The organism is Kosakonia sp. N21 (assembly GCF_050587465.1).
Lineage (GTDB): Bacteria > Pseudomonadota > Gammaproteobacteria > Enterobacterales > Enterobacteriaceae.
In genome coordinates this window covers 225,196-251,026 of record NZ_JBOBHR010000004.1, presented here as the reverse complement: position 1 = coordinate 251,026, position 25,831 = coordinate 225,196, and the positions used below count along the sequence as shown (strand labels likewise).

Sequence of the window (25,831 nt, the reverse complement as noted above, 5' to 3'; positions counted from 1 at the left end):
TTTTTGCGTTTGACACCCTACCCTGCACTGCTCTCCAGCCGCTGACGATGGCGCAAACCGGGGAACCACTTCATCCATAGCGCCACCACAAGCAACGTACCGATACCGCCAATTGCCACGGCCGGCACCGCACCAAGCCAGGCAGCCAGCATCCCGGACTCAAATTCGCCAAGCTGGTTAGAGGTATTAATAAAGATCGAATTCACCGCATTCACGCGCCCGCGCATATCATCAGGCGTATCCAGTTGCACCAGTGAACCACGGATCACCATGCTGACCATATCAAAGCCGCCCAGCGCAAACAGCACCAGCAGGGAGAGCCACATCCAGCTTGAGAAGGCGAAGACCAGTGTGGCGACGCCGAAACCGGCGACGCTAAAAAACATGATCATCCCGACGCGACGGTTCAGCGCTCGGTGGCTTAACCAGAAGCCCACCAGCAGAGCACCCACCGCTGGCGCACTGCGCAACAACCCTAAGCCAATCGGCCCGGTATGCAGCACATCGTGAGCAAAAATCGGCAGCAACGCCGTTGCACCGCCGAGCAGTACCGCAAACAGATCGAGGGAGATAACCCCCAGCACATCCGGGCGGTTACGAATAAAGTGCACGCCCGCAAACAGCGATGACAGCGTCGCCGGGGTGCGTTTCGGCTGCGCTTGTTCATAACGCAGTGTGATCACCAATAGCAGCGACACCAGATACAGCCCGGCGGTAGTGATGTAGACCACATCCGCGCCTGCGGCATACAAAAAACCGCCGAGTGCCGGGCCGACAATCTGCGCCGCCTGGCCGGAGACCGCGTTTGCCGCCGTTGCGCGGGGTAAAATCGCCGTCGGCACCAGCGCAGGCAGCATGGAGACCATGGCCGGGGATTCAAGGGTTTTCGCGCAGGAAATCACAAAAATCAGCAGCAAAATCACGCCGACGCTGGCATTGCCTTTCCATGTCAGCCACGCCAGCAGCACAATCGCCACCCATTCGCAGATCTGCCCGAGCAACACCACCCGCCGCCGGTCGAACTGATCGGCGATATGCCCGGCGGGCAACGCCAGCGTCACCGAGGGAAAGAACTGTACCAGACCAATCATTCCCAGCCAGAACGCGCTGTGCGTCTGGGAGTAAATCTGCCAGCCGACGATGATTGATAACATCTGGAAACCAAAACTGGAGCTGGTTCGCGCCAGCCAGAACGCCACAAACGAACGGTGCTGCAATAAACGCCCATCACTACCAGATAACACGGGTGCCATAACGTTTCTCATCTTTATCATTAATGCCCGGCCGATGGCGCGCCCGGCGCACCGGAACGCACAAACGGAGGACGTGCAAACCAAATCACCACCATCAATGCCATAAAGCCCCAGCCTAACAGCCAGAAATAGTCGATGGTCGACATCATATACGCTTGCTGCTCAATGGTTTTATCCACCGCCGCCAGGTGCTGCTGCGTTGTGCCGCCCATCTTATGCAGATAGTCCATGGCTGCAGGGTTGTAGACCGACACGCTCTCCGTGAGTGACGCATGATGATAAACCTCGCGCCGCGACCAGATCCAGGTGGTCAGTGAAGAGGCAAACGAACCGCCCAGCACGCGGAAGAAGGTCGCCAGGCCGGACCCTTCCGCCACTTCCTGGCCGTGCAGGTTCGACAGCACAATGGTGGTGATCGGCATAAAGAAAAACGCCACGCCGATCCCCATAAACATCTGCACTTCCGCCACGGTGCGGAAATCGACGCTGGTATTAAACTGCGCGCGGATCAGGCAGGATGCCCCCATGGTCAGAAACGACAGCGTGGCGAGAATGCGCAAATCCACCTTGTTGGCATAGCGGCCGATAAACGGCGTCAGCAGTAGCGGCAGAAAACCCATCGGCGCGGCAGCAAGCCCGGCCCAGATGGCGGTATAGCCCATTTGCGTTTGCAGCCACTGCGGCAGGATGATGTTAATGGCGAAAAAGGCGGCATAGCCCAGCGTCAGCGTCAGCGTACCGATGGCAAAGTTACGATCCTTAAACAGCCGCAGGTTGACAATCGGATGGCGTTCCCCCAGTTCCCAAATCACGAACGACACCAGCGCAATCGCCGAGAGCACCGACATGACGATGATTTCCGGCGCGGCGAACCAGTCCAGATCGTTGCCCTTATCCAGCACCACCTGCAACAACCCGACACCCAGCACCAGCAACGCAATACCGACATAATCGATGGGCGATGACACGGTGGTCTCTTCGCGGGCGCGCAGTTGCGTCCACACCACCACGGCGGCAAAAATACCAATTGGCACGTTGATATAAAAAATCCACGGCCAGGAGTAGTTATCGGTGATCCAGCCACCGGTAATCGGCCCGACAATCGGCGCAACCACCGTCACCATCGACAGCAACGCCAGCGCCATACTGCGTTTACTGGTGGGGAAAATCACCAACAGCAGCGTCTGACACATCGGGAACATCGGCCCGGCGAAGAAGCCCTGCAACGCACGGAAAATGATCAGCTCGGTCATGCTGTGGGCGAAACCGCACAAAAACGAGGTCAGCGTAAACAGTGCCACCGATCCGACAAATAACCTGAGCTGACCAAAGCGACGGGTAAACCACCCGGTCAGCGGCAGTGCAATCGCGTTGCACACCGCAAACGAGGTAATAACCCACGTGCCCTGATCGGAGCTGACGCCAAGGTTACCGGCGATAGTCGGCAGCGCGACGTTGGCAATGGTGGTGTCCAGCACCTGCATAAAGGTCGCCAGCGACAACGCGATAGTCGCCAGCAGCAGGCTGGGTGGCGTAAACGCCGACTTATCTTGCATAACGTCTCTCTTAGCGGGCGTTGGACGCTACCGTCTGGTTGTTGTCATGAAGAATTTTCGCCACCAGTTGATCGGCCTGGTCCAGCGCGTTCTGGTACACGTCTGTGGTAAAGCGCGGTGCAGCCACGGTCTGCTGGGGTAACAGATGCCCCTCGGTATTACGGATATCGACGCGCACGAACATCGACAACCCGACGCGCAACGGATGCTTCTCCATATCGTGCGGATCGAGCGTGATGCGCACCGGCAAACGCTGGATGATTTTGATCCAGTTACCGCTGGCATTCTGCGCGGGCAGCAGAGAGAACGCGCTACCGGTGCCGATGCCCAGGCTTTCAATGGTGCCCTGGTACTCGACATCTTCGCCGTAGAGATCCGCCGTCAGCGTCACTTTTTGCCCCAGACGCATGGTGTTCATCTGGCTCTCTTTAAAGTTGGCGTCAACCCACACCTGATCCAGCGGAACAATCGACATCAGGGTGGTGCCGGAGTCGACCCGCATGCCAAGCTGCACCGCGCGCTTGGCAACAAAGCCGCTAACGGGCGCGACAATGGTGCTGCGCGCGTTGTCGAGAAAACGCTGACGCAGCGTGGCAACGGCGCTTTTGATTTCCGGATGGCTGTCGATAACCGTGTCATCCACCATCGCCAGATTCGTGCTTAACGCCTGTTGCACGGCGGCAAGGTCGCTTTTGGCGCTGGTCACCGCATCGCGGTAATGCGCCAGATCTTCCGGGGCGATGGCACCGCTGGCGGCAATCTTCTGTCGGCGCGCATAGTCATTTTGCGCCGTTTGCAACGCCACTTTTTTCGCCTCGACCTGCGCACGGTAATTATCGACAGTGCTGTATAAACCGCGCACCTGACGCACGGTGCTGGCCAGGTTGGCTTCCGCTTGTTGCAGTGCAATTTGCGTGTCGCTGGGATCCAGCCGCACCAGCGGTTGGCCTTTTTGCACATAGTCACCTTCGTCAACGGCAACCAGGGTGACCGTACCGGAGATTTGCGGCGTCAGCGTCACCAGGTTGGCGTTCACGTACGCATCATCGGTGGTTTCATAATAACGGGCATACAGGAAATACCAGGCACAGCAGCCTGCGGCGATCAGCAGCAGCACAATGAACAGAATGGCGAAGTTGCGTTTACGTTTACCCGGCGCACGTTCCGGTTGGGCAGAAGGAGTTTGCATCTTAATCGTAACCTTATTCAGGACAGCTTAGCGATGGGGGCGGGTGGCCTCATCCGGCAGCATTTTGATCAGCAGCGCAACGAGTTGTTGCGCTTCGTCTGGCGTCAGGCGTTCTGTCAGCGTTCCGAGAATGGTGGCCAGCGCCTCATTCTGGAAACGGTCGCAAATCGCCCGCCCTTTGTCGGTCAGTCCAAGAATGACCTGGCGCTTATCGTCCTGATTGGTGTTACGCACAATTAACTCGCGCTTCACCATGCGCTCAAGCATGCGGCTCATGGCACCCGCGTCCATCAGCAGGTTTTTGCTGACTTCCACCGGGCTGTTGAACCCTTTATAGATGCTGATCAGTACCTTGAACTGCGCCGCAGTAATGTCGGTTGCGGAGAAATAGTGGCTGATCAACTGGTCTTTGAACTGGTTTGCAAGGTGGATCAGCAAACCAAGATGAAGCCGGGGGGTGGGAATATCAGTAGGGTTTGTCATGATATTTGCCTGGTCAATAATTACAAATGAAATTACTGACCAGGCAGCCAACTGTCAATGGAGTGTCAAGAAGACCGCACGTTTTGTCAGTTTTGCCGTTCCGTTGTGCCACCATGCCAACGGCAATGACCCCATTTCACGCGGCCATTCTCGATGATTCTGCCGCCGCCTGGCGGGTAGCCCGGGGGTTCAATGGTGACATTGCGCATCGCGGGGTAAATATCAAAACGCTGGAAGATATCCTGTAGTGCCTGGTGATGCGGGTTCAGATCGGGTAGCGCATACCAGACCAGTTCACCCAGTGACTTTTCAATCCAGTTCTCGACCCGCTCTTCGGCGGTGACCGGGTTCATAAAGGTCGGGCTCTCCGCCATCGTCTGCAAGCGGGCGTAATCTGCTACGCTCCAGCAGCAAAACTCCAACGCCTCCCCGGCATAGTAGAGATCATCTAAAAATGCTTTCTGCCCGTCGCTTAACGTCGCTTCTTCTGCATCGCTCAACTGCGCATACAGAAAGCGGGTCGCCAGCATCGGCAAATGGTGCACCACCAGCCCCGGATGCTCGCCGCTGCCGCCGCCAAGCACCAAATTCTCCGGCGTGGCGCTGAAATCGTAGGCCCCCCATCCTTCCCCGTCGATCTTCTCCAGTGGATGGTAAATGGGCAGATACCCTAACTGACCAATCAGTTCATGATCGTAACCGTCGATATAGCTCATACATTGCCGTCCTTGTCCGCCGCACGCAGCAGCGCCTGGTAGAGACTTTGTTTATCGCCGTCGGCTTTTGCCGCCAGTTTCACGACCTTATCCCGTTTCCCCCACACCAGCGTCAGAATATGTTCGACGCTGTGAGACGGTAACCGTGCCAGCTGTGCTGCCAGCAGACGCAGGAGGGATTCATCATCCAGTTGCGACTGGAGTTTGATCTTCAGCGCCCCGGTGGCGCGACATAAACAGCAAACCAGCACCGGCAGCGTCTGTTCATTCAACCGGTAATGCCCGATAAAGGCGCTGATAAACGCATCCTGTACCGATTGATGTTCATCATCCACCTGCGACATGTAGTCGCAGAGCAGCGGGAAATAACGCGCACTGGTCAGTGCCAGCCCGAAGACGGCATAGCTGCCGGGCATACAGTTTTTTTCCGCTTCCGCATCGGCATACCATTCATACTGGTGGATAGCCACACGCGCATAGCGCTCCAGCACCCCATGCAGCTCCGGATAGCCCAGCGAATTCGCAAAAAAACGGTGCGTATCGGAGCGCGCGAGGCCTTTAACCGGCAGAAGGGCTTTCACTGTCGACTTCAGTGTGATGTGGTAATGACGCGGGAACCCCTGCTCCAGTAACCGCACAATAAAGTCGAGAGCCTGCTGATACGCCGCACAGGACTCCTCGCGCATATGCAGCGTAATGTGCGCCAGCACGTCATTGGCGCAGCCATGCATCTGCGGACTCCGGTGTTCGCAGTCCGCCAGCGTCCCGCTGCCTTCCCGCAGATAGCGCCCGGCTTTTTCACTGCCCAACTGCTGCGCCAGCGCCAGATACTGCAAGCCGGTCGGTTTACTGTAGCTCGGTTCAAAACGCAGGATCAGCACTGCCACATACAGCAGCAGATCGAGCGGTTGCGCGCCATCCTCGCTATCAACAAGTAACGTCGCTTGCGGCTTCAGGTGATAGTGGCGCTCGCCCCAGCCCGATTTTTCCACCGTAAAGTAACGGGGTAAAAAGTGCTGTTCGATCCATTCACTCAACTGGAAGACCATCCAGTGGCGATGTTCCGCCAGTGCCGGATGGCTGCGGTTTAACTGCTCAATGCGCGCGCAGCCACGCAGCAGCCCGGCAATATCCGGCTGCGGGTACAAATCCGTGTTGAGCGCATTACTGCAATAAAACAGCGTTGAGTTGGTATCCGTCGGGGCATCGCCCTCTTCCAGTACCTGGCGTTGCCAGCTTTCCATTGCGCAGCGAAGCTGGTCGATTTTCGCTGTATTAACCACATCCAGCAGGGTGACGGCCAGCAGGCCGTCGCAGGTGGCGAAACGCGCGTCAACGCGAAAGCGGTAGTAATTAAACGCGGCGTGCAATCGTTGTTCGATAAGCGAGGTGATGGCCGGGATCCAGACCCTGTTCACCTCTTCTGCGGTTAAGGCGCCCAGCCAGTCGTCCGAATCAGCGTCGTTTTCCCGAAACCGTTCGGCATCACTCTCCAGCGTGATGCGTTGTGCATCGCAATTAACGGTCAGCGCATAATCCGCCGCCCGCAAGGGGTTATCTTCAGTGGGGAATGCAGCCTGAGACGGCGCATGTCGGGCGGTGGTTTCATCAAACCAGCGGTTAACCACAGCCAGCGCGCGTTCAACGGGAAACGGGGTAACGACAGCCATCACATCATCCTTTGTTGTGGTGAACTGTTTTTATAACCTGATGATTTTGAAGACACAAGTGCGGAATTTAGTGGGACGTAAAGCGCCGGCGCTGCCATCTTCAGCCGGGTACGCGGGGCCAGCCCTGACGCGTCAGCGCGGAGCCCCATATGCCATCACGGGAATGTGATCATGGCGATATTATTGAACCCGCCGCTATAGAAGGCGGGGCAATTTTTCAGTGTTTCATAGAATACCGTTTCCCAACTATTGGGATTGGATTTGCGATACGAACGCCACTGACGCGCCAAATATTTCTGCACGCCCGCCGCACCTTTTCTGCGGTAAATCCCCTGCAACGCATCCTTGATATCCGAAAATGCCTGCCCGGCATAGCTGGCATACAGATCGCCCAATGACAGTTCGTTAAAGTGATAACGCATTCTGTCCCGCAATGCGTAGGCGTTCGGCACATTGCCATCCACGTAATAGTGCAACGCCGGAGAAGGATCGTCCCGGTATTCCGCCGACAGCCATAGGATCCCTTTCAGTTTGTCAAAAAAGGGATGATACGTTTGCTTCGCTTTGCGGGGATTCACTTTGTCGGTTTTGGCTTTATTACACTCAATGCAGGCCGGATACAGGTTCACGCGCAGCAACGTATATTGTGGGTAGTGGGCCTGAGGCAGATAGTGATCGAGCGTGCTGACTTTACGCAAACTGCACAGCGGACAGGTGCGATTAATCGCCGTTTTCATAATAGCATTGTAAATATCACGTCCGTCCTTACTGTCCACCAGCCGGTTTTTATAGAGACTTTTCATCTCCTCTTTGCTCATCTGGTGTAAAAACGCTTTCTTCAGTACCGGCAGCGTATTGAGCGACGCGGTCGCGCCTTTAATTCGATAAATTTCGTCAAAAAACCAAACGCTGTCTCTCACATCAGAATTCGCTAACAATGTGGCGAATTTCGTGCCGGGCACTAAGCAGGAAAAAATGTCAAAAGGGTGTTCGGTCGGTAACGGTAGCTCGTACATACTCAGATATCCCCTTCATCGTCGCTTAATGCGCTGAGGATGGCTAACGCCTCACTTCCCAATTCCTCGCCGAATTGCCGGTAAACTTTGTCGAAATAGCGATACTCATCCACCATCTGCTGGATAAGGTTGACGTAACCGGTGCGGGACAATTCCAGGTTAAAGGCCGAGCGGGTCAGCACAGAGACGTTTTCACCGAAGGTTTCTCGCTCGGGGCGCTCAGACGTTACAGTGTCACCGTCACGATAGAGTACCGTCACGCAGCGTTTCGGCGTTTCCTGCAATACCACCGGCGAATGGGTGGCGATGATCGCCGCGCCGTTGCACTCGGCAAGCAGCGTCGATAGCAGACGAATTAACGCAGACAACAGCGGCGGGTGAAGATGTGTTTCGGGTTCATCAATCAGTAATAAGGTTTTTTCTTCAATGACTTCGATAATTTTCGCAACACTGAGAACCACAATCTTATGCCCGGAACTCAGCCCATTAAAGGCTGCGTGAAGCCGCTGCCGGTCATCAGACTCCGCCAGCAATTCCGGCAGCGCCAGTGCGGCTAAAATCGGGTCGTAGCGAAAATGTTCGACGCAGTTGAGAAACAGTGTTTTTTTCGGTTCATAGCGACAGGCTTGCAGACTCTGGTAAAACTCGTTGAAAAAATCATCCATGGTTTTGCCGATGGTCAACGTTTCACCGTCGAGTTCCGTGATTTTCTTCGAACCGATATAGGAGTAGGTCACCTGATTCTGGCTGCGTCTCTCGATGGATTGCGGGTTGAATTTCTCAAACGCACCAAACGACATGGCAATCACGTTGGCAAAAATGCTGCCATCGTTAATGTAAATATTAGCGTCTTCGCTGGCGGCACGACCGACAACGATATCGGCGATCTCATTTAATATCGTCGACTTACCCACGCCGTTGCTGCCAATCAGCACGTGGATATTGGTTGGCGGTACCGACTCAGGATAAACATCAAAATCAATATGCAGCGGTTGATACTGCTTTTGGTAGGTAAAGTGGAACTCGGTCAGCGCCGCGCGCCCTTGCAAAATATTGCGAAATTGCCCCTCAATGGTTGTTCTGGAGACATAACGCTGTAAGGAATCCCGCATCGCCTGGTCATCCTGATGTCGCAGATACAGTTGCCGATCCCAGACCACATCATTCAGTTTTGTCAGGATGTCGCGCGCGGTTTCAGGCCCCAGATCGCGAACGCGTTGATAATATTCCCCCGACTGCCCCAATGCGTAATAGCCTTGCGGCAGAGCAGGTAACACCGCGTCTAATATCGGTCGGCGATCATCAAGCCACTCCAGCGGGCAACCGATTTTGATATAACCCAAATCTTCGCGGTTACCAAAGTGGGTGTAATAGATGACGTAATATTTGTTACGGAAAGTGCCCCAGTCATCCCAACTGTCGGGAAGCAAATAGAGGGTATTTGCGCTATCAGCGGGAATCTCGTTAATTCTGTTTACGATACGGATTGTGTGCAGCATGGTTCCTCCATCGGAGACCCAATAACCAGAGAAGTCACATCACTCTTATTGATTTTCCCGAATTATATAAATACCGCCTGCCGGATGACCACTCTTCGCGCCCCCTGTTTTCTGGGGGGAACCGTCCCCTTCCTCTGAAGGCTACTCGCAGGTAATCACGTTATCTTTTTTTGCGTACGCAACCGCAAAACCACTTTCAATGCGAAAAAAACCGCAACGGCAGTGACGGAATTGCTAATGTTTATGGGTGAGTAGTTCATTTATTGCTTTTCTGTCGGTTTTTTTGCGCGCCGATAGAAAGGTATTAGCTATCAAATCTGTAGATTCATTCAAATACCTTTAACAGGAAGCAGTGTATATCGTAACGGCATGACATAAAGCAAATGGAGCCAGATATGAGCACGTCAGACGATCAATCCCACACCTCATCCGCCGGGCAATGCCCTTTTCATGAGAAAAAAACATCGCCGGAAGCGGGCCGCACAACCAGTAACCGTGACTGGTGGCCAAATCAACTGCGCGTAGACTTGCTGAATCAGCATTCCAACCGTTCCAATCCCTTCGATGCCACCTTTAATTACCGCGAAGAATTCAAAAAGCTGGATTATTCCGCGCTGAAAGCCGACATCCGCGGTGTGCTGACCGACTCGCAGGCGTGGTGGCCAGCAGACTGGGGCACCTATATCGGGCTGTTTATTCGTATGGCCTGGCATAGCGCAGGAACCTATCGCACCGTGGATGGTCGTGGCGGTTCCGGACGGGGTCAGCAACGTTTCGCCCCACTTAACTCCTGGCCGGACAACGTAAGCCTCGATAAAGCCCGCCGCCTGCTGTGGCCGGTGAAGCAAAAATACGGTCAGAAAATTTCCTGGGGCGATCTCTTTATCCTCGCCGGTAACGTGGCGCTGGAAAATGCCGGTTTCCGCACTTTTGGTTTCGGTGCGGGTCGTGAAGACGTTTGGGAACCGGATCTCGACATCGACTGGGGTAACGAGAAAGAGTGGCTGACGCACCGCCATCCGGAAAGCCTCGCCCAGGCGGCCATTGGCGCCACCGAAATGGGGCTGATTTATGTTAACCCGGAAGGCCCGAACGCCAGCGGCGAACCTACCTCCGCCGGTGCCGCCATCCGCGCCACCTTTGGCAATATGGGGATGAATGATGAAGAGATCGTCGCCCTGATTGCCGGTGGTCACACGCTGGGTAAAACCCACGGCGCGGCACCCGCCAGCCATGTCGGCCCGGAACCGGAAGCCGCACCGCTGGAAGCACAAGGCCTTGGCTGGTCAAGCGACTACGGCAGCGGTGCGGGAGCAGACGCCATTACCTCCGGGCTGGAAGTGGTCTGGACGCAAACGCCAACGCAATGGAGCAACTACTTCTTCGAAAACCTGTTCAAATACGAATGGGTGCAGACCCGCAGCCCGGCGGGAGCTATTCAGTTCGTTGCCGAAGATGCGCCAGAGATCATTCCTGACCCGTTCGACCCGGCGAAAAAACGCAAACCGACGATGCTGGTTACCGATTTGACGCTGCGTTTCGACCCGGATTTCGAGAAGATTTCCCGTCGTTTCCTCAACGATCCACAAGCCTTCAATGAAGCCTTTGCCCGCGCCTGGTTCAAACTGACCCACCGCGACATGGGGCCGAAATCCCGTTATATCGGCCCGGAAGTGCCAAAAGAAGATCTGATTTGGCAGGATCCGTTGCCAGCAGCGGTTCATCAGCCGAATGGCGCAGATATCGCCAACCTGAAAGCGGCTATCGGCGAGTCCGGTTTATCCGTTAGCGAGCTGATCTCGGTGGCCTGGGCGTCGGCCTCCACCTTCCGTGGCGGTGATAAACGCGGCGGCGCAAACGGCGCACGCCTGGCACTGGCGCCGCAAAAAGAGTGGGAGGTGAATGCCATTGCGGCAAACGCGCTGCCAGCCTTGCAAAGCATCCAGAAAACATCGGCGAAAGCCTCACTGGCGGATGTCATTGTGCTGGCGGGGGTTGTCGGCATCGAGAAAGCGGCAGCAGCGGCGGGTGTGCAGGTGACGGTGCCCTTTACGCCGGGCCGCGTGGATGCACGCCAGGATCAGACCGATATTGAGTCCTTTCGTCTGATGGAGCCGCTGGCGGATGGTTTCCGCAATTATCGTCGCGTGTGGGACGGTATTACCACCGAAACGCTGCTGATTGATAAAGCACAGCAACTGACGCTGACCGCACCGGAAATGACCGCGCTGGTTGGCGGCCTGCGTGTGCTGGGTGCAAATTACGATGGCAGCCAACACGGTGTCTTTACCGATAAACCGGGCGTGCTGAGCACCGACTTCTTCGTCAACCTGCTGGACATGCGCACCGTATGGAAAGCCACTGACGAAAAAGCCGAGCTGTTCGAAGGCCGCGACCGTAAGAGCGGTGAAGTGAGATACACGGCAACGCGTACCGATTTGGTGTTTGGTTCTAACTCCATCCTGCGCGCGCTGGCGGAAGTGTACGCCAGCGACGATGGCAAACAGAAATTTGTTGCTGATTTCGTCGCCGCGTGGACGAAAGTGATGAACCTGGATCGCTTCGACCTGCTGTAAGCCTCTCTCGCCAATAAAGCCTGCGATGCCTGAAAAGGTTCGCAGGCTTTTTTTATGACGGCATGCGGGCAATCACCTTGATTTCAAAATCAAACCCCGCAAGCCAGGTGACGCCAACTGCCGTCCAGTTGGGGTACGGCGGCTGCGGAAATATCGCCTGCTTCACTTGCATAATCGTCGCAAACTGATTTTCAGGATCGGTATGAAAAGTGGTGACATCGATAATGTCATCCAGAGAACAACCGGCAGCAGCCAGCGTGGCCTGTAAATTATCAAATGCGAGTCGCACCTGTGCGGCAAAATCCGGTTCCGGACTGCCATCGCTGCGGCTGCCAACCTGACCGGAGACAAACACTAAATCGCCGGAGCGTATTGCCGCAGAATAACCATGCTCCTCATACAGCGCATGGCGGTTAGCGGGGAAAATGGGTTCACGCAATATCATAAGTCACCTTTAGCTGATAGCCGGTTAAGGACGGATGCACGGCGGGCAGCAATGATTTAATATACACGCCGTATGTGAAATAAAACACACATACGCGGCGTATGTCAATTCACATACGATGCGTATTTGAATACAGGAGAGAGTATGGCCGCCAAACGTCGCGCTGAAACGATGGAAGAGAACCGCAGCAAACTGGTTACCGCCGCCCGTAAGGCATTTGCGGAGAAAGGATTTGCCGCCGCATCCATGGACGAATTAACCGCCAGTGTCGGCCTGACACGCGGTGCGCTGTATCATAATTTTGGTGATAAACAAGGGTTGCTCGCTGCCGTTGTCGCCCAACTGGACAGCGAAATGGCATTACGCGCCAGAAACCGTGCGGCAGAGATCACCTCCCCCTGGGAAAGGCTGCTGGCGGAAGGCATCGCTTATATCGAAATGGCGCTCGATGCTGAAGTACAGCGCATTGTGCTGCTGGATGGCCCCGCTTTTCTTGGCGATCCCTCACGCTGGCCCAGCCAGAATGCCTGTTTACAGGCCACGCGCGAAGCGGTAAGCGAAATGGTGCGTGATGGCATAATGAACCCCGTCGACGTGGAGGCCGCCGCCCGTTTGCTTAATGGCGCGGCACTCAATGCCGCCCTGTGGGTAGCCGCCAGCGAGGATCCGCAGGCCACGCTGCCAAAAGTGATAGACGCCTTCACGCAGCTGGCAAGCGGTCTTCGCGCGCGTTGATCGATAAAAAAAAACCGGCACATGGCCGGGAACAATGACAGATAACGAGTTTGTGTACGCCCGCAAACCGGCTGGCGTAAAGATGAGGTAACAACCAATGAAGCCATAAGCCGGATGAAGCAGTGTCAGTGGCCAGGCTCGTGGTTATTTAACGGCATCAATGTAACGCAGAGATGACAGCCACAAAAATGGGAGAAAAACTGTTTTCGGACGGCGATGCTCACACATTGCCACCCGAAGGTAATACTTACCAACAACCGTCGTCACTCAGTGAGAAGCAGAGGACGCTTCCGCTTCGAGCCGCAGCACAAAATGATTATCGCGACGGGTAATTTTCGCCCCGGTCATGCCGTAATTTGTCGATAACATAAAAAACGCATCGGCATCGACATCAAACGCCAGCTCGACTTCAGTGTGCTTTCCTGAGCTAATCATTTGATATGCCTGCTTTAAATTATACGCTTTTGCTATAGCCATGAAACATCTCCGTGCAGGGTGACTGCCTGGTTAAGATTCTCGCCCTTACTTTATAGACCGATTTCTGGAAACTAACCCGAAATTTTCCCACTAAAAATGCGAAATGCCCAGGTGTTGTAAAGCAGCGTAATCGGCGTCAGGATGGCAAAAGCCAGTAGCAGAAAGCGCTGGGTTGACGCAGGCGCAACAGCCTGGTGAAGGGTGAGCGTCGGCGGAACAATCCACGGGAAAACGGCGGCTATCAGGGCGATAAAAGCGCAACTGGCCATCACCAACACACTTGCCAGCGGAACAAAAGCCCAGCGCCGCAGCAGGCCGAATGCCAACATCGCTGCCGCCGACAGTGCAGCGATCGCCAACGGCAACCAGAGCCACAGGTGTTGCCAATGCTCGCCTCCCCCGGTCGGCAGCCGCGTACTCCATGCCAGGAGACCACCAAGCAATACACCCGCAAGTACGACCAGCCAGCGGATCATGTGTCGCCCCCACACTTCCAGTTCGCCAGTGCAGCGCCAAATCAGCCAACCGGCCCCCATCACGCAATAACCTGATGCCAGCGCCATGCCGCAATAGAGAGGAAAAGGACGCAGCCACTCCACACCGTTGCCGGTATAGTGCTGCCCATCGGTTGGAATGCCCTGTAGCAGCGTGCCGAAGATGATACCCTGCGTCAGCGCGGTGAGCAGCGAACCGACGACCAGCAACGTGTCGAACAGACTCGGCGCATAGTGACGATACTCAATCGCCATTCCCCGCACGACCAGCGCCAGCAGCATCATAAACACCGGCACATACAGCGCGCTAAGCACAATGCCATACGCCAGCGGAAACAAACCGAGCAACGCGCCAACCGTCAGCACCAGCCAGGTTTCATTCCCATCCCACACCGGCAGCAGCGAAAGATTGATGATATGCCGCGCCTCCAGGCTACGCTGGAAGGCGCAAAGCATACCGACGCCTAAGTCCGTGCCATCAAGCAGGAGATAAATCCATAAACTGATCGCCAGCGCCGCGGCGGAAAGTATCTCAAGCCAGGGAAAGCCCCCGATTTCTTGCATGATTAAGTCCTCCCCGTCCCGCTGCGAAGGGCAACATCCGGCATCACGCCCTCTTCATCCGGATGCGGCGGTTGCGACATCAGGCGCAATAGAAACCACAGGCCCAGCGCAAACAGCGTCAGATAGACCACAACGATCACCACCAGAGAGCCGAGCACCAGTGCGGGTGAAACAGGCGAAACGCTATGCGCCGTACGAAGCAAACCGTACACAACCCACGGTTGACGGCCGATTTCCGTGACTCCCCAGCCCGCCAGCATGGCGGTGAACCCAGCGGGTGCCATCAGCACCATCGACCACTGTAACCACCGCGCTCGCCACAACCGACCACGCAGCCGCACCACCAGTCCGGCAATTCCCGCCGCCAGCATCAGCAGACCCAGACCGACCATAATGCGAAATAACCAGAACACCCCCGGCACCCAGGGAAGATCCTCTGGCGGATAGTGGTTGAGGCTGTGGATCCGTCCCGTAAGATTGTGGCGTAAATAGAGCGAGCCAATATCCGGAATAGCCACCTCCCAGTGATTACGGCGCTGCGCCATATCCGGCACGGCAAACAGCCGCATCGGCTCGCCTGCGCCAGGCGGCGGCGGATCCCATGTCCCCTCCATGGCCGCCAGTTTAATCGGTTGATGATCACGGGTATTTTCGCCATGCAGATCCCCTAGCACGATTTGCACCGGCGTCATCACCACCAGCAGCCACAGGGACAAAGAGAACATCTGGCGCGCCGCCGGATGCCGCTCATCGCGCAGCAGATGCCATGCACCGCAGGCGGCGACCAGGCATGCAGTACCGAGCATCGCAGCCACCACCATGTGCGCCATGCGCCAGGGAAAAGAGGGAGTAATGATGGCTGCCAGCCAGTCCACAGGAATAAAGCGCCCATCAGCCGCCTGAATCACGCCATCCGGCGTTTGCATCCAGGAGTTGGCGGCCAGGATCCAGAATGCACTGAACAGAGAGCCCAACGCGACAACGGTCGTCGCCATAAAATGGACCCACGGGCGGACCTTTCCCATGCCGAACAACACCACGCCCATAAACCCGGCTTCGAGGAAAAAGGCCACCAGCACTTCCATATACATCATTGGCCCCAACACGGCACCCGCACGGCTGGCGAGGCCACTCCAGTTGGTACCAAATGCGAACTCCATCACCACGCCGGTGACCACACCCATCGCCACGTTCAGCGCGAAAATCTTGCTCCAGTAACGCCACAACGCAAGCCAGACAGGCTGTTTGCGCCAGAGCCACATGACTTCGAGAAACAGCAGCCACTGCGCGAGGCCAAGGGTAAACGCCGCCAGCACAATGTGAAAACCGATGGTAAAGGCGAACTGGCTTCGCGCCAGCAGCAGAGCGGTTTCCGGGCTCATCACGCGTCGCTGGGCTTGCCGGTATGGGCCGAAATCGGTTTATCCACCGGTTGCGCCATTCGCCGGGAAAACGCGCGCATACCCCTGAACAGCGGCGTTAGCGCTTGCCAGAGCTCATCATCCTGCAACATCTTCCACGCCCCCTGCAGACCCGGTGCTTTCTCTTCGCTGCCCGTGTCCTGCTTGCTGAGCGCATCCGCCATATCGCGCAAACCAAACGCCAGTTTGTAGACTTTCTCCGGCGGGAGGCTGGAAAGCGCCAGCAAGATCACGGAGATATTCTGCATAACATTCAGCGTGCCTTCCCGCTGTAATCCCTGCACCAGCACCTTTGCCACGGCGTTATTGGCGGCGACCAGATCGTTTGCCAGTCGCAGCACGCCATGCTGATGCAGCGTTTCCAGTAATCGTTCCAGTTCCTCATGGGCATCCGGGCCAATTTTTGCCGGTTCCGGCTGATAATCAATTGCTTTCGCCATTAACATTTCTCCGGATGAGTGGCTGTTGCCGGGGGTTCAACGTAATCACTGCGCTGCCATTTGTCCTCCACGGGCACCTTGTCGATGGGCGTGCGTTTGCCATGGCGGAAATTATGTGTCGGCAACGGGTCAGGGAAAGGGGGACGGTCGACAGGCTCCAGACGGACTGCCACTTCTTTATAGGCGGGAGTATTCACGGCGGGATCATGGTGCTCACCCGTCAGTGCATTGACCCCATCTTTGCCCTGATGAATGGAGATAAACAGCACAAGGCCCTGCACGCGATCGGTCACCACTACAGGGAGTTCCTGCGCACCACGTCGCGAAATGAGCCGCACCCAGTCACCGTCGTTGAGGCTGCGCGCGGCCGCCAGTTCCGGGCTGACTTCCACATACCAGTGTGGTGAAAGCACGGTGGTACGCCCTCCCTGCCCGCTCTGGTTGGTGGACTGGAAATGCTCCAGCATACGACCGTTATTGAGCGTCAAATCATACAACGCATCCGGCTCTTCCGCTGGCGGCTGCCAGCATAAGGGAAAGAGCGTGGCGCGCCCATCCGTCGTGTTAAAACGCTCCGTGTAGAGCAACGGCGTACTGCTGCCATCCGCGCTGACCGGCCAGATTTGTGACTTCCATCCTTCCAGCCGCGCATAACTGACGCCGGCAAAACTCTCCGCAATAGCGGCCGCTTCAGCCATAATTTCGCCCGGGTGACGATATCCCCAATCATGCCCCATACAGGCCGCCAGTTGGGTTAAGATCAGCCAGTCGGGTCGGCTCTCCCCTAACGGCGTCATCACCGCTGAGAAGTGCTGGATCCGCCGTTCGGTATTGACGAAAGTGCCCTCTTTTTCAACGCTCGGGCAGCCCGGTAACACCACGTCGGCATATTGCGCGGTGCGACTGAGAAACAGATCCTGAACCACCAGGAAATCAAGGTTCGTAAAGCCCTGATGCACGTTTTCTGCGTCCGCATCCGAAAACGCCGTCTCTTCACTAATCACATATATGGCGCGGATCGCGTCGCTGCGCGCCATCTCCACCATCATAAAATTATCCTGCCCCACTTTCAGCGACAGCCGCTCAGCGGGCACGTTCCAGGCATTTGCCCATTTATTTCGCACCTGCGGGTCGCTTACGGGTTCATAGCCAGGGTAGAAATTTTTCAGACAGCCAAAGTCGCTGGCCCCTTGCACATTATTATGTCCGCGCATCGGATATCCTCCGGTACCGGGACGCCCGTAATTGCCCGTCACCAGCAGCAGATTAGACAAGGCGGTGCTGGCATCTGCGCCATGACTATGCTGGGTGATGCCCATTGCCCACATGATGCATACCCGTTCAGCATGGCCGATCATTTCGGCCGCCTCGCGCAGAGCGTCTTCCTGCAAGCCTGTGATTTGCGCGGCGTAGTCAAGGGTGAAGGGTGCCAGTGACTGGCGGTACTCCGCGACCTGATTCACCCGCGCCGCAAGAAAGGCGTCATCCGCATAGCCATGGTCAAACATGTAGCGCGACATCGCGGAGGCCCACACCAGATCCGTACCCGGGCGAATGCACAGATGCGCATCAGCGCGTTCCGCCATTTCATGACGACGCGGATCCACCACCAGCCATTTCTGGCCGTGGTGTTTTTTGGCGGCTTTGAGTCTGGCAGCGATCACCGGGTGATTTTCCGCCGTGTTGCTGCCGACTATCACCACCAGATCCGCCTGGACCAGATCGGCAACGGTGCCAGCATCGCCTCCATAGCCCACTGTACGAAACAGTCCTTCTGTGGCCGGGTTCTGACAATAGCGTGAGGAGTTATCGACGCTGTTGGTGCCAATAATCGCGCGGGCGATTTTCTGCGTCAGGTAGGCTTCTTCATTGCTGCCCTTGCTTGAACCAATAAAACCGATACTGTCCGGACCGTACTGGTCGCGGGTCGCCAGTAATTTGCGGGCGACAAGCGCCAACGCTTCATCCCAACTTGCCGGACGAAAACGGTCGTTTTCGCGGATTAGCGGCGTGGTCAGACGTTGAGGGCTGTTAATAAAATCCCAGGCGAACTTCCCTTTTACGCAGGTTGAGATGCCATTGACCGGCGCATCCGTCACGGGTTGCACCTTCAGTAAATGCCGGTTACGTGTCCACATTTCAAAACTGCACCCGACGCCGCAGTAGGTGCAGACGGTTTTTGTTCGTTTGATCTCCTGCTGGCGTAACGTTGTGTCAATGACCGAAATCCCGGAGATGATCTCCGCACCGGTGGCATTTTCCAGCGTTTTGACAATATCGATTAATGGACGCTTTAGCGAAGCAGGCATGGAGGTAAAAGGACCGGCATCCGGCTGCATGCTTTTCTCCAGTAACGCGTTACAGGGGCATACCGTGATGCAATGACCGCAACTCACACAGCTTGAACCCGCAATGCGATCGCCGCCATCCCAGAGTACCCGTGGATGATCCTGGGTGAAGTCGATACTCAGCGTTTCATTAACTTCTACGTTTTGGCAGGCATCGACACAGCGACCGCAGAGGATGCACTGATCGGGATCGTAGGTATAAAACGGGTTGGAGTCGTCTTTGACATAGGGTTTACGCTGGTAGGCGTAGCGTTGAATGGGAATGTGCATATCCACCATGGTGTTATGCAACGTGCAATCGCCGGTGTTGTGTTCGCAGACGGTGCAGTAAAGTTCGTGCTTAGCCAGCAGGCGATCCATCCCCTCTTCACGGGCCGCACGGGCATGTTCATCAACCGAGTTGAGAACCATCCCTTCCTGACTACGCAGCGTACACCCGCGCACCCGTTTTCCCAACTGCTCCACCCAACAGACATCACAGGTCTGGAGCGGCGCCAGCGCCGGGTGGTAACAGACATGCGGCAATGTAATATTGCAGCTCTCCAGAAAGTCGATCAGCGGGATATCCGCCAGGCCAACCAACGCCTTACCGTCATAGATGACAGTACATTTTTGCAGGCTCATTTTGCTTCCTCACCAAACAGTCATGTACGTACACTCCCGCTCCGATGAGGTCATCCGCCTGCAGTATGCCTGCCGACGGCGCTGCGTCGGCCATTTGTGGGTGACGTATCCGTTATGAGATCTAACAGTAGTCGCCCTGCTCTTTTCGAGCCAAACGGCTCGCCACCGCGTGGCAGGCTCTTTAAGAGTTATCCTAAAAACATTAGAAAAAATGATATTTTTTCGCATCAAACGTAAATTTATGTCAACAAAAAAGCGCAATCCCCCCTCCTGCCAGACACAAAAAACGGAACAATCACGCTCTTGATGACGCCATTTTTATAGAATTTCCCCTAAGTGCTTTATTTTAAAGGTACAGATAAAATACAGGTTTGTTCAATTAACAGACAGGTACTCTGTAAGTATTATAAAAATGCTGCCGCCTGCCGCGTTTGACTATTCATGAACTGTGACTAGATTTATTTCCGAACCACAACGGCATACCTCAAAACACCATGCTGTTTATTTCATCAACAATGCGGGAGAAATATTATGGCTGAACATCGTGGCGGGTCAGGTAATTTCGCTGTAGATCGTAAAAGAGCAGCAGAAGCGGGCCGAAAAGGCGGGCAAAACAGTGGCGGGAATTTTAAACATGACCCGCAACGTGCTTCCGAAGCAGGCAAAAAAGGCGGTCAGAATAGCCACGGCGGTGGTCGTAAAACAGGCGATTAGTTTACGCTTGATGTTATTTTTACTCAGGTATTGATTCGTCACCAGCGAGCCAGCTTTGGCTCGCTAATGATGACGCGAACAGGGAATTATTGAGGATATGATTAAACGCCAGGACAATTCAGTCATCCGTTTAAGATTTAAATCCCCAATTATTAACCGGCACTTAAATATAACGTTACCGGACAGTCATGATTAATCTGATAACCCTGTTTCTGGAATGGTATTTTGCCCCCCATCCGGCAATATTATCCGCCCCAAAATGATTAACAGTGCTGAACAGTTAAAAACCAGCACTGTCGGCGTTGCCGGTGGAGGGCTGCCTCAGAAGCAGCCGAGGAAACAGACGCAGATGCCTGTGCCGGTGGAGGAAATCGCATGCAGAACAAACTTAAACGCGTCAGAAACGTCCTCGTTAACCAACGCGCCAGTGCGGAAGTCGGCTGGTTGATCCTGGACGAATTCGAACATGACCGTCTTTATAAACCCTTTGTTACCGGCAATGAAGCAAGCAACAGCCCGCAGCTTGATGAGGAGAATGCAGCTTTACAGCTTGATCCTGTACAGCAGTATCTGGTTACCACCATGGCGAATCGCAAGCAACCCGGCGATCGCCACGAATAATTAACGGATGTGTGTCGTGCCTTGTTGTGCTTACCCGGAATGCACATTCCGGGTATTTTTTCGCGCCCTGCGCGCCCTCGTCACAATGTCGACGTCACGCCTGTTGACTTATAATGTTATTGGCGTACTTTTCAGGACATGAAAACATTTCTGATTATTGTCCCTGATGGCGGCATGCTGTTCGAAGCCGCGGGTGTCGCCGATATTCTGATGCAGGCCAACCGGCTGCATACGGATGGCGCATCTCAGCCACGCTACCAAATCACCCTCGCCACCACGCAACCCCACCAGGTCATTCATGGTCAGTCCGGGTTAAACCTGCTGGCTGACTTCCGGCTGCCACAACTTGATCCCCGCGAGCCCCGGGATACCATCATGATCACCGGCCGCGGTATGGATGAAGAAGAAGGCACCGCCGTGGTGGACTGGCTGCGGCTTGCCGCTCCCCATGCCCGACGGGTGGTTTCCATTTGCGGCGGCGCCATGCTGTTGGCGCAAGCGGGGTTGCTCAACGGGCGTCGTGCTACCAGCCACTGGCGGCTGTTGGACACCCTGCAAACGCGCTTCCCCCGCGTACAGGTCGAACATGGCCCGCTCTATATCCAGGACGGCCCGGTATGGACCTCCGGCGGGGTCAGTTCCGGCTTTGACCTGACGCTGGCACTGGTGGAAGACGACTACGGTTTTACCCTCGCCCGCGATGTGGCGCAGGATCTGGTGATGTACCTGCATCGCCCCGGTGGGCAGTTGCAGTTCAGCCGTTTTCATCTGCAACCTGCCAACAGCAGCGGGCCTATCAGCGAGTTGCAAAGCTGGATCCTCGCCAACCTGGCCGGGGATTTATCCGTGGAGAAACTGGCGGCACGTGTGGCAATGAGCCCGCGCAATTTCACCCGTGTCTTCACCCGTGAAACCGGCGCGCCGCCTGCGCGCTATGTTGCCGAAGCGCGTCTGGCCGAGGCACGCAACCGCCTGGAGCAGACCCGCGACACGCTGGAGCGCGTGGCCGAAGCCAGCGGTTTTGGCAGCAGCATTAATCTGCGGCGCATTTTTGAGCGCCAGCTTCACCTGACGCCCGGCGAATATCGCCAGCGCTTCCACAGCCGTAATCTGGCGTAAAGTGATCCTTTTTTGTCGTTTACGCCAAATCAACGCCGACCTACAGTAAACGCAGATACCGCATAAGAAGGAGTCAATCATGGTAAAGGTCGGCATTAATGGTTTTGGCAGGATCGGGCGTAATGTACTGCGTGCAGCGCTGGGCAACGCGGAGGTGGACATTGTAGCCATCAACGATCTGACCGACAGTAAAACCCTTGCACATTTACTGAAACACGATTCGCTGCTGGGCACCCTGCCCGTGTCGGTGGACGCTGGCGAGGGGCAATTATGGGTCGACGGAAAAGCAGTACGCGTCTTCAGCGAGCGCGATCCGGCCAATATTCCGTGGCGTGACGTGGGCGTGGATATTGTGATTGAAGCAACCGGCTTCTTTACCGACCGTGAAAAAGCCGAAGTCCACATCACGCACGGCGGCGCAAAACGCGTGATTATCTCCGCGCCGGGTAAAAACGATGATTTGACCATCGTGCTGGGTGTCAACGATGAGCAGTACGATCCACAGCGCCATTTCGTGGTCAGTAATGGCAGTTGCACCACCAACGGCCTTGCCCCGGCGGCGCAGGTGCTGCATCAGACCTTCGGTATTGAGCACGGGTTAATGAACACCACCCATGCCTATACCAACAGCCAGGCACTGCACGACCAGCCGGAAAAAGATCTGCGCGGCGCGCGGGCGGCAGCATTGTCTATCGTGCCGTATTCCAGCGGCGCGGCGAAGGCGCTGGGTAAAGTGATCCCGGCGCTGGAGGGGCGTCTGACCGGTTATTCATTGCGTGTTCCGGTGCCGGTGGTCTCTATTGTTGACCTGACCGTGACCCTCAAACGCGACGTGACCGTCGACGAGGTGAATGCCGCTTTCCGCAATGCGGCGGAAGCCGGACCGCTGAAAGGCATTCTTGGCTACAGCGACGAACCGCTGGTTTCCAGCGATTACCAGGGCGACCCACGATCGTCGATCATTGATGGCCTATCGACGCTGGTGATCGGCGGCAATCTGGTGAAAATCCTCGCCTGGTACGATAACGAGTGGGGCTTCTCCAACCGGCTGGTTGAACTGGCGCAGGTGATGGCAAAACGTGGTTTGTAGGTTCGCTGACTGAACGACGCCTCACGGCGTCGTTTTTTGTCTGTCAAAAACGGGGCATCGCGCCCCGTTTTATCAGTGTGTTACTTCGACATATCCACAACAATACGCCCGGTAATTTTCCCGGCGCGCATACGTTCAAAAATGCTGTTGATGTTCTCCAGCGGTTCAACGGCAATTTCCGCATGCACTTTATTACGCCCGGCGAAATCCAGCGCCTCTTGCAAATCTTTGCGCGTCCCGACAATCGAGCCGCGAACGGTAATGCCATCCAGTACCATATCAAAGATAGAGAGGTCAAATTTGCCCGGCGGCAACCCGTTCAGCACCATCGTGCCGCCACGGCGCATCATGGTTGTCGCCTGTTCAAACGCTTTGGGCGAAACCGCCGTGACCAGCACGCCATGTGCGCCGCCAAACTCGGTGTGGAAACGCGTGCCGGGATCTTCCTGCCGCGCATTGACCACCACCGATGCGCCCAGACGGCGGGCAAACGCCAGCTTATCGTCGTCGATGTCCACCGCCGCGACGTTCATACCCATCGCCACCGCATACTGGATAGCCAGGTGACCCAGTCCGCCAATCCCCGAGACCACCACCCACTCACCCGCACGGGCTTCGGTCATTTTCAAACCTTTGTAGACCGTTACACCCGCACAGAGGATCGGCGCAATACTGTGATATTCCACATTGTCCGGCAGGATGCCGACATAGCTGGCATCCGCCAGGCAATATTCCGCAAAGGTGCCGTTGACTGAGTAACCGGCGTTCTGCTGAGAATGGCAGAGGGTTTCCCACCCGCCCAGGCAGTGCTCACAGTGACCACAGGCGGAGTAGAGCCACGGCACCCCCACGCGATCGCCCTCTTTTACATGCTTCACCCCTGGCCCGACCGCTACAACGCGGCCCACCCCTTCATGACCGGGAATAAACGGCGGGTTGGGTTTAATCGGCCAGTCACCGTCTGCGGCATGCAGATCCGTATGGCACACCCCCGTGGCTTCAATTTTCACGAGGATTTTGCCTGGCTCAACGCCAGGCACCATCACCTCTTCAATCACCAGCGGTTGACCAAACGCTTTGACTACCGCCGCTTTCATGGTTTTCAGTTGCATGTCATCACCTCATCCTGATGTGGTTTATCAATACAGCCCCAGCGGTGAACCGCTGTAGCTCACCAGCAGGTTTTTGATCTGCTGATAGTGGCTCAGCGCCAGCTTGTGCGTTTCGCGGCCGACCCCTGAGTTTTTATACCCCCCGAACGCGGCATGCGCCGGGTAGAGGTGGTAACAGTTGGTCCAGACGCGCCCCGCTTTAATGCCGCGTCCCATACGCCAGGCGCGGTTGATATCCAGTGTCCACACGCCAGCGCCCAGACCGAATTCCGTATCGTTGGCGATACTCAACGCTTCGGCTTCATCTTTAAACGTGGTGATACCGAGCACAGGCCCAAAAATCTCTTCCTGGAAGCAGCGCATGCCGTTATGGCCTTTGATCAACGTTGGTTGGATATAGAAACCGTTTTGCAACCCGCCGCCATGCTCCACATGCGCGCCACCGGTAATGATTTCGCCGCCTTCATCGCGGGCGATGGAGATATAAGAGAGGATCTTGTCGTACTGCTCCTGCGAGGCCTGCGCACCGATCATCGTGTCGGTGTCAAAGGGGTCGCCTTTGCGAATGTTGGCCATGCGGGCGATGACTTTTTCGACGAACTGCGGATAAATAGACTCCTGCACCAGCACACGTGACGGACAGGTACAGACTTCGCCCTGGTTAAAGAAGCCCAGCACCACGCCTTCGACGGCTTTATCAATAAAGCCTTCATCACCGTTCATCACATCTTCAAAGTAGATGTTGGGTGATTTACCGCCCAGTTCGACGGTGCTGGGGATAATATTTTCCGCCGCGCAGGAGAGAATATGCCGCCCGATGGGCGTGGAGCCGGTAAAGGCGATTTTCTCGATACGTTTGCTGCGTGCCAGCGGTTCACCGGCTTCCGTACCGAAGCCGTGCACTACATTGAGTACGCCAGCAGGCAGCAGATCGCCAATCAACTCCATCAGCACGCAGATCCCCAGCGGCGTTTGTTCTGCCGGTTTCAGCACCACGCAGTTCCCCGCCGCCAGCGCCGGAGCCAGTTTCCAGGCCGCCATCAGCAGCGGGAAGTTCCACGGAATAATCTGCCCTACTACGCCCAGCGGCTCATAAATATGGTAAGCGACGGTATTGCTGTCGATCTCCGCCGCGGTCCCCTCCTGTGCACGAATACAGCCCGCAAAATAGCGGAAGTGGTCAACCGCCAGTGGCAGATCCGCCCCGAGGGTTTCGCGGATCGGTTTACCGTTGTCCCAAGTTTCGGTTAAGGCCAACACTTCCAGATTGGCTTCAATGCGGTCGGCAATGGCCAGCAGCACATTGGCGCGATCCTGCACGCTTGTTTTTCCCCAGGCGTCGGCGGCAGCATGCGCTGCGTCCAGAGCCTTCTCGATATCCACCGCATCAGAACGCGGGAACTCAGCGATCACCTCCCCGGTCACAGGTGAGGTATTGGTGAACCAACGCCCTTCCACCGGATCAACAAACTTACCGCCAATGTAATTTCCATAACGTTGTTTAAAAGAGACTTTAGCGCCGGCGTGGCCAGGATGAGCGTATTTCATAAGATGTTCCTCTTTTATTATCGGTACAGGTGAGGCGTCTCGCTCAGATGCGGACACAGGGACATAAGCAGTTCTTATGCCAGCATCGTATCCATGGATAAAAAATCCCTCTGTTTGCATG

At 55.9% G+C, this 25,831-nt stretch carries 22 protein-coding genes; 6 read left to right on the top strand and 16 right to left on the bottom strand.

From position 1 onward, the window contains the following. Nucleotides 1–17: 17 nt before the first annotated feature. The 8 genes from ACQ3G7_RS11425 to ACQ3G7_RS11390 all read right to left on the bottom strand — a co-directional run bounded on the left by ACQ3G7_RS11425 (nucleotide 18) and on the right by ACQ3G7_RS11390 (nucleotide 9,382). On the bottom strand, nucleotides 18–1,253 hold the full coding sequence (locus tag ACQ3G7_RS11425; protein ID WP_430889887.1) for an MFS transporter: 1,236 nt from the start codon (nucleotides 1,251–1,253) through the stop codon (nucleotides 18–20). Between the two features lie 20 nt (nucleotides 1,254–1,273). Next, entirely contained in the window at nucleotides 1,274–2,809 is a 1,536-nt protein-coding gene (locus tag ACQ3G7_RS11420; protein ID WP_430889886.1) for a DHA2 family efflux MFS transporter permease subunit, read from the bottom strand. Between the two features lie 10 nt (nucleotides 2,810–2,819). After that, nucleotides 2,820–3,998, bottom strand: coding sequence for an HlyD family secretion protein (locus ACQ3G7_RS11415; protein ID WP_430889885.1), 1,179 nt, complete (start codon nucleotides 3,996–3,998; stop codon nucleotides 2,820–2,822). Nucleotides 3,999–4,025: 27 nt separating this feature from the next. Next, complete coding sequence (locus tag ACQ3G7_RS11410; RefSeq protein WP_263100592.1) at nucleotides 4,026–4,481, bottom strand: transcriptional regulator, SarA/Rot family; 456 nt, start codon at nucleotides 4,479–4,481, stop codon at nucleotides 4,026–4,028. An 86-nt stretch (nucleotides 4,482–4,567) separates the two neighbouring features. Further along, on the bottom strand, nucleotides 4,568–5,197 hold the full coding sequence (locus ACQ3G7_RS11405) for a hypothetical protein (protein ID WP_263100591.1): 630 nt from the start codon (nucleotides 5,195–5,197) through the stop codon (nucleotides 4,568–4,570). Then, entirely contained in the window at nucleotides 5,194–6,867 is a 1,674-nt protein-coding gene (locus ACQ3G7_RS11400) for a DUF6138 family protein (RefSeq protein ID WP_430889884.1), read from the bottom strand. The genes ACQ3G7_RS11405 and ACQ3G7_RS11400 overlap by 4 nt, the downstream gene beginning before the upstream one ends. A 155-nt stretch (nucleotides 6,868–7,022) precedes the next feature. Further along, nucleotides 7,023–7,787: an HNH endonuclease gene (locus tag ACQ3G7_RS11395; protein ID WP_430889883.1), complete on the bottom strand. Its 765-nt coding sequence runs from the start codon at nucleotides 7,785–7,787 to the stop codon at nucleotides 7,023–7,025. Between the two features lie 98 nt (nucleotides 7,788–7,885). Next, nucleotides 7,886–9,382 (bottom strand): AAA family ATPase, encoded by a 1,497-nt coding sequence (locus tag ACQ3G7_RS11390; RefSeq protein WP_430889882.1) that lies wholly within the window; start codon nucleotides 9,380–9,382, stop codon nucleotides 7,886–7,888. A 395-nt stretch (nucleotides 9,383–9,777) separates the two neighbouring features. Here ACQ3G7_RS11390 and katG point away from each other — a divergent pair, with 395 nt between their 5' ends. Further along, on the top strand, nucleotides 9,778–11,958 hold the full coding sequence (gene katG, locus ACQ3G7_RS11385) for a catalase/peroxidase HPI (protein WP_430889881.1): 2,181 nt from the start codon (nucleotides 9,778–9,780) through the stop codon (nucleotides 11,956–11,958). A 52-nt stretch (nucleotides 11,959–12,010) separates the two neighbouring features. On the opposite strand, the gene ACQ3G7_RS11380 is transcribed toward katG, so the two are convergent. Continuing rightward, complete coding sequence (locus tag ACQ3G7_RS11380) at nucleotides 12,011–12,403, bottom strand: RidA family protein (protein ID WP_263100586.1); 393 nt, start codon at nucleotides 12,401–12,403, stop codon at nucleotides 12,011–12,013. 144 nt (nucleotides 12,404–12,547) lie between these two features. On the opposite strand from ACQ3G7_RS11380, the gene ACQ3G7_RS11375 reads away from it, so the two are divergent. Next, nucleotides 12,548–13,138, top strand: a complete 591-nt coding sequence (locus ACQ3G7_RS11375; RefSeq protein WP_430889880.1) for a TetR/AcrR family transcriptional regulator — start codon at nucleotides 12,548–12,550, stop codon at nucleotides 13,136–13,138. A 267-nt stretch (nucleotides 13,139–13,405) separates the two neighbouring features. Here the strand turns inward: ACQ3G7_RS11375 and ACQ3G7_RS11370 are convergent, their stop codons facing one another. From ACQ3G7_RS11370 to fdhF, 5 genes are all read right to left on the bottom strand, one after another. Further along, complete coding sequence (locus ACQ3G7_RS11370) at nucleotides 13,406–13,573, bottom strand: hypothetical protein (RefSeq protein WP_430889879.1); 168 nt, start codon at nucleotides 13,571–13,573, stop codon at nucleotides 13,406–13,408. 113 nt (nucleotides 13,574–13,686) lie between these two features. Continuing rightward, entirely contained in the window at nucleotides 13,687–14,673 is a 987-nt protein-coding gene (locus ACQ3G7_RS11365; RefSeq protein WP_430889878.1) for a cytochrome d ubiquinol oxidase subunit II, read from the bottom strand. 2 nt (nucleotides 14,674–14,675) lie between these two features. After that, the gene (locus ACQ3G7_RS11360) at nucleotides 14,676–16,058 is read right to left on the bottom strand and encodes a cytochrome ubiquinol oxidase subunit I (RefSeq protein WP_430889877.1); all 1,383 of its coding nucleotides are present in this window, start codon (nucleotides 16,056–16,058) and stop codon (nucleotides 14,676–14,678) included. Further along, the gene (locus ACQ3G7_RS11355) at nucleotides 16,055–16,534 is read right to left on the bottom strand and encodes a DUF1641 domain-containing protein (protein WP_430889876.1); all 480 of its coding nucleotides are present in this window, start codon (nucleotides 16,532–16,534) and stop codon (nucleotides 16,055–16,057) included. Before ACQ3G7_RS11355 ends, ACQ3G7_RS11360 begins: the two co-directional genes overlap by 4 nt. Further along, nucleotides 16,534–19,506 (bottom strand): formate dehydrogenase subunit alpha, encoded by a 2,973-nt coding sequence (gene fdhF / locus ACQ3G7_RS11350; protein ID WP_430889875.1) that lies wholly within the window; start codon nucleotides 19,504–19,506, stop codon nucleotides 16,534–16,536. The genes ACQ3G7_RS11355 and fdhF overlap by 1 nt, the downstream gene beginning before the upstream one ends. Nucleotides 19,507–20,037: 531 nt before the next feature. Between fdhF and ACQ3G7_RS11345 the strand changes: the two genes are divergently transcribed. The 4 genes from ACQ3G7_RS11345 to gap all read left to right on the top strand — a co-directional run bounded on the left by ACQ3G7_RS11345 (nucleotide 20,038) and on the right by gap (nucleotide 23,050). After that, complete coding sequence (locus tag ACQ3G7_RS11345) at nucleotides 20,038–20,220, top strand: con-10 family general stress protein (RefSeq protein WP_430889874.1); 183 nt, start codon at nucleotides 20,038–20,040, stop codon at nucleotides 20,218–20,220. A gap of 375 nt (nucleotides 20,221–20,595) precedes the next feature. After that, a complete protein-coding gene (locus ACQ3G7_RS11340; RefSeq protein ID WP_430889873.1) occupies nucleotides 20,596–20,841 on the top strand; it encodes a hypothetical protein in 246 nt (81 codons plus the stop codon). A 138-nt stretch (nucleotides 20,842–20,979) separates the two neighbouring features. Then, nucleotides 20,980–21,960 carry a GlxA family transcriptional regulator gene (locus ACQ3G7_RS11335; RefSeq protein ID WP_430889872.1) on the top strand — a complete coding sequence of 327 codons (981 nt, stop codon included), beginning with the start codon at nucleotides 20,980–20,982 and terminating at the stop codon, nucleotides 21,958–21,960. Nucleotides 21,961–22,039: 79 nt separating this feature from the next. Continuing rightward, nucleotides 22,040–23,050: a type I glyceraldehyde-3-phosphate dehydrogenase gene (gap, locus tag ACQ3G7_RS11330; protein WP_430889871.1), complete on the top strand. Its 1,011-nt coding sequence runs from the start codon at nucleotides 22,040–22,042 to the stop codon at nucleotides 23,048–23,050. A gap of 80 nt (nucleotides 23,051–23,130) precedes the next feature. Here the strand turns inward: gap and adhP are convergent, their stop codons facing one another. Together adhP and exaC are read right to left on the bottom strand one after the other, a co-directional pair. Next, nucleotides 23,131–24,162, bottom strand: coding sequence for an alcohol dehydrogenase AdhP (gene adhP, locus ACQ3G7_RS11325; protein WP_061496441.1), 1,032 nt, complete (start codon nucleotides 24,160–24,162; stop codon nucleotides 23,131–23,133). Nucleotides 24,163–24,189: 27 nt separating this feature from the next. After that, nucleotides 24,190–25,710 (bottom strand): acetaldehyde dehydrogenase ExaC, encoded by a 1,521-nt coding sequence (exaC, locus tag ACQ3G7_RS11320; protein WP_263100581.1) that lies wholly within the window; start codon nucleotides 25,708–25,710, stop codon nucleotides 24,190–24,192. Nucleotides 25,711–25,831 lie beyond the last annotated feature (121 nt).

Excerpts from the sequence above, each read along its gene's own strand:
- fdhF (WP_430889875.1), bottom strand. The coding sequence starts at position 19,506 with ATGAGCCTGCAAAAATGTACTGTCATCTATGACGGTAAGGCGTTGGTT.
- ACQ3G7_RS11375 (WP_430889880.1), top strand. The coding sequence starts at position 12,548 with ATGGCCGCCAAACGTCGCGCTGAAACGATGGAAGAGAACCGCAGCAAA.
- ACQ3G7_RS11345 (WP_430889874.1), top strand. The coding sequence starts at position 20,038 with ATGGCTGAACATCGTGGCGGGTCAGGTAATTTCGCTGTAGATCGTAAA.
- exaC (WP_263100581.1), bottom strand. The coding sequence starts at position 25,710 with ATGAAATACGCTCATCCTGGCCACGCCGGCGCTAAAGTCTCTTTTAAA.
- ACQ3G7_RS11340 (WP_430889873.1), top strand. The coding sequence starts at position 20,596 with ATGCAGAACAAACTTAAACGCGTCAGAAACGTCCTCGTTAACCAACGC.
- adhP (WP_061496441.1), bottom strand. The coding sequence starts at position 24,162 with ATGCAACTGAAAACCATGAAAGCGGCGGTAGTCAAAGCGTTTGGTCAA.
- gap (WP_430889871.1), top strand. The coding sequence starts at position 22,040 with ATGGTAAAGGTCGGCATTAATGGTTTTGGCAGGATCGGGCGTAATGTA.
- ACQ3G7_RS11425 (WP_430889887.1), bottom strand. The coding sequence starts at position 1,253 with ATGGCACCCGTGTTATCTGGTAGTGATGGGCGTTTATTGCAGCACCGT.
- ACQ3G7_RS11410 (WP_263100592.1), bottom strand. The coding sequence starts at position 4,481 with ATGACAAACCCTACTGATATTCCCACCCCCCGGCTTCATCTTGGTTTG.
- ACQ3G7_RS11380 (WP_263100586.1), bottom strand. The coding sequence starts at position 12,403 with ATGATATTGCGTGAACCCATTTTCCCCGCTAACCGCCATGCGCTGTAT.
- katG (WP_430889881.1), top strand. The coding sequence starts at position 9,778 with ATGAGCACGTCAGACGATCAATCCCACACCTCATCCGCCGGGCAATGC.
- ACQ3G7_RS11335 (WP_430889872.1), top strand. The coding sequence starts at position 20,980 with ATGAAAACATTTCTGATTATTGTCCCTGATGGCGGCATGCTGTTCGAA.
- ACQ3G7_RS11405 (WP_263100591.1), bottom strand. The coding sequence starts at position 5,197 with ATGAGCTATATCGACGGTTACGATCATGAACTGATTGGTCAGTTAGGG.
- ACQ3G7_RS11365 (WP_430889878.1), bottom strand. The coding sequence starts at position 14,673 with ATGCAAGAAATCGGGGGCTTTCCCTGGCTTGAGATACTTTCCGCCGCG.
- ACQ3G7_RS11370 (WP_430889879.1), bottom strand. The coding sequence starts at position 13,573 with ATGATTAGCTCAGGAAAGCACACTGAAGTCGAGCTGGCGTTTGATGTC.
- ACQ3G7_RS11390 (WP_430889882.1), bottom strand. The coding sequence starts at position 9,382 with ATGCTGCACACAATCCGTATCGTAAACAGAATTAACGAGATTCCCGCT.
- ACQ3G7_RS11400 (WP_430889884.1), bottom strand. The coding sequence starts at position 6,867 with ATGGCTGTCGTTACCCCGTTTCCCGTTGAACGCGCGCTGGCTGTGGTT.
- ACQ3G7_RS11355 (WP_430889876.1), bottom strand. The coding sequence starts at position 16,534 with ATGGCGAAAGCAATTGATTATCAGCCGGAACCGGCAAAAATTGGCCCG.
- ACQ3G7_RS11420 (WP_430889886.1), bottom strand. The coding sequence starts at position 2,809 with ATGCAAGATAAGTCGGCGTTTACGCCACCCAGCCTGCTGCTGGCGACT.
- ACQ3G7_RS11415 (WP_430889885.1), bottom strand. The coding sequence starts at position 3,998 with ATGCAAACTCCTTCTGCCCAACCGGAACGTGCGCCGGGTAAACGTAAA.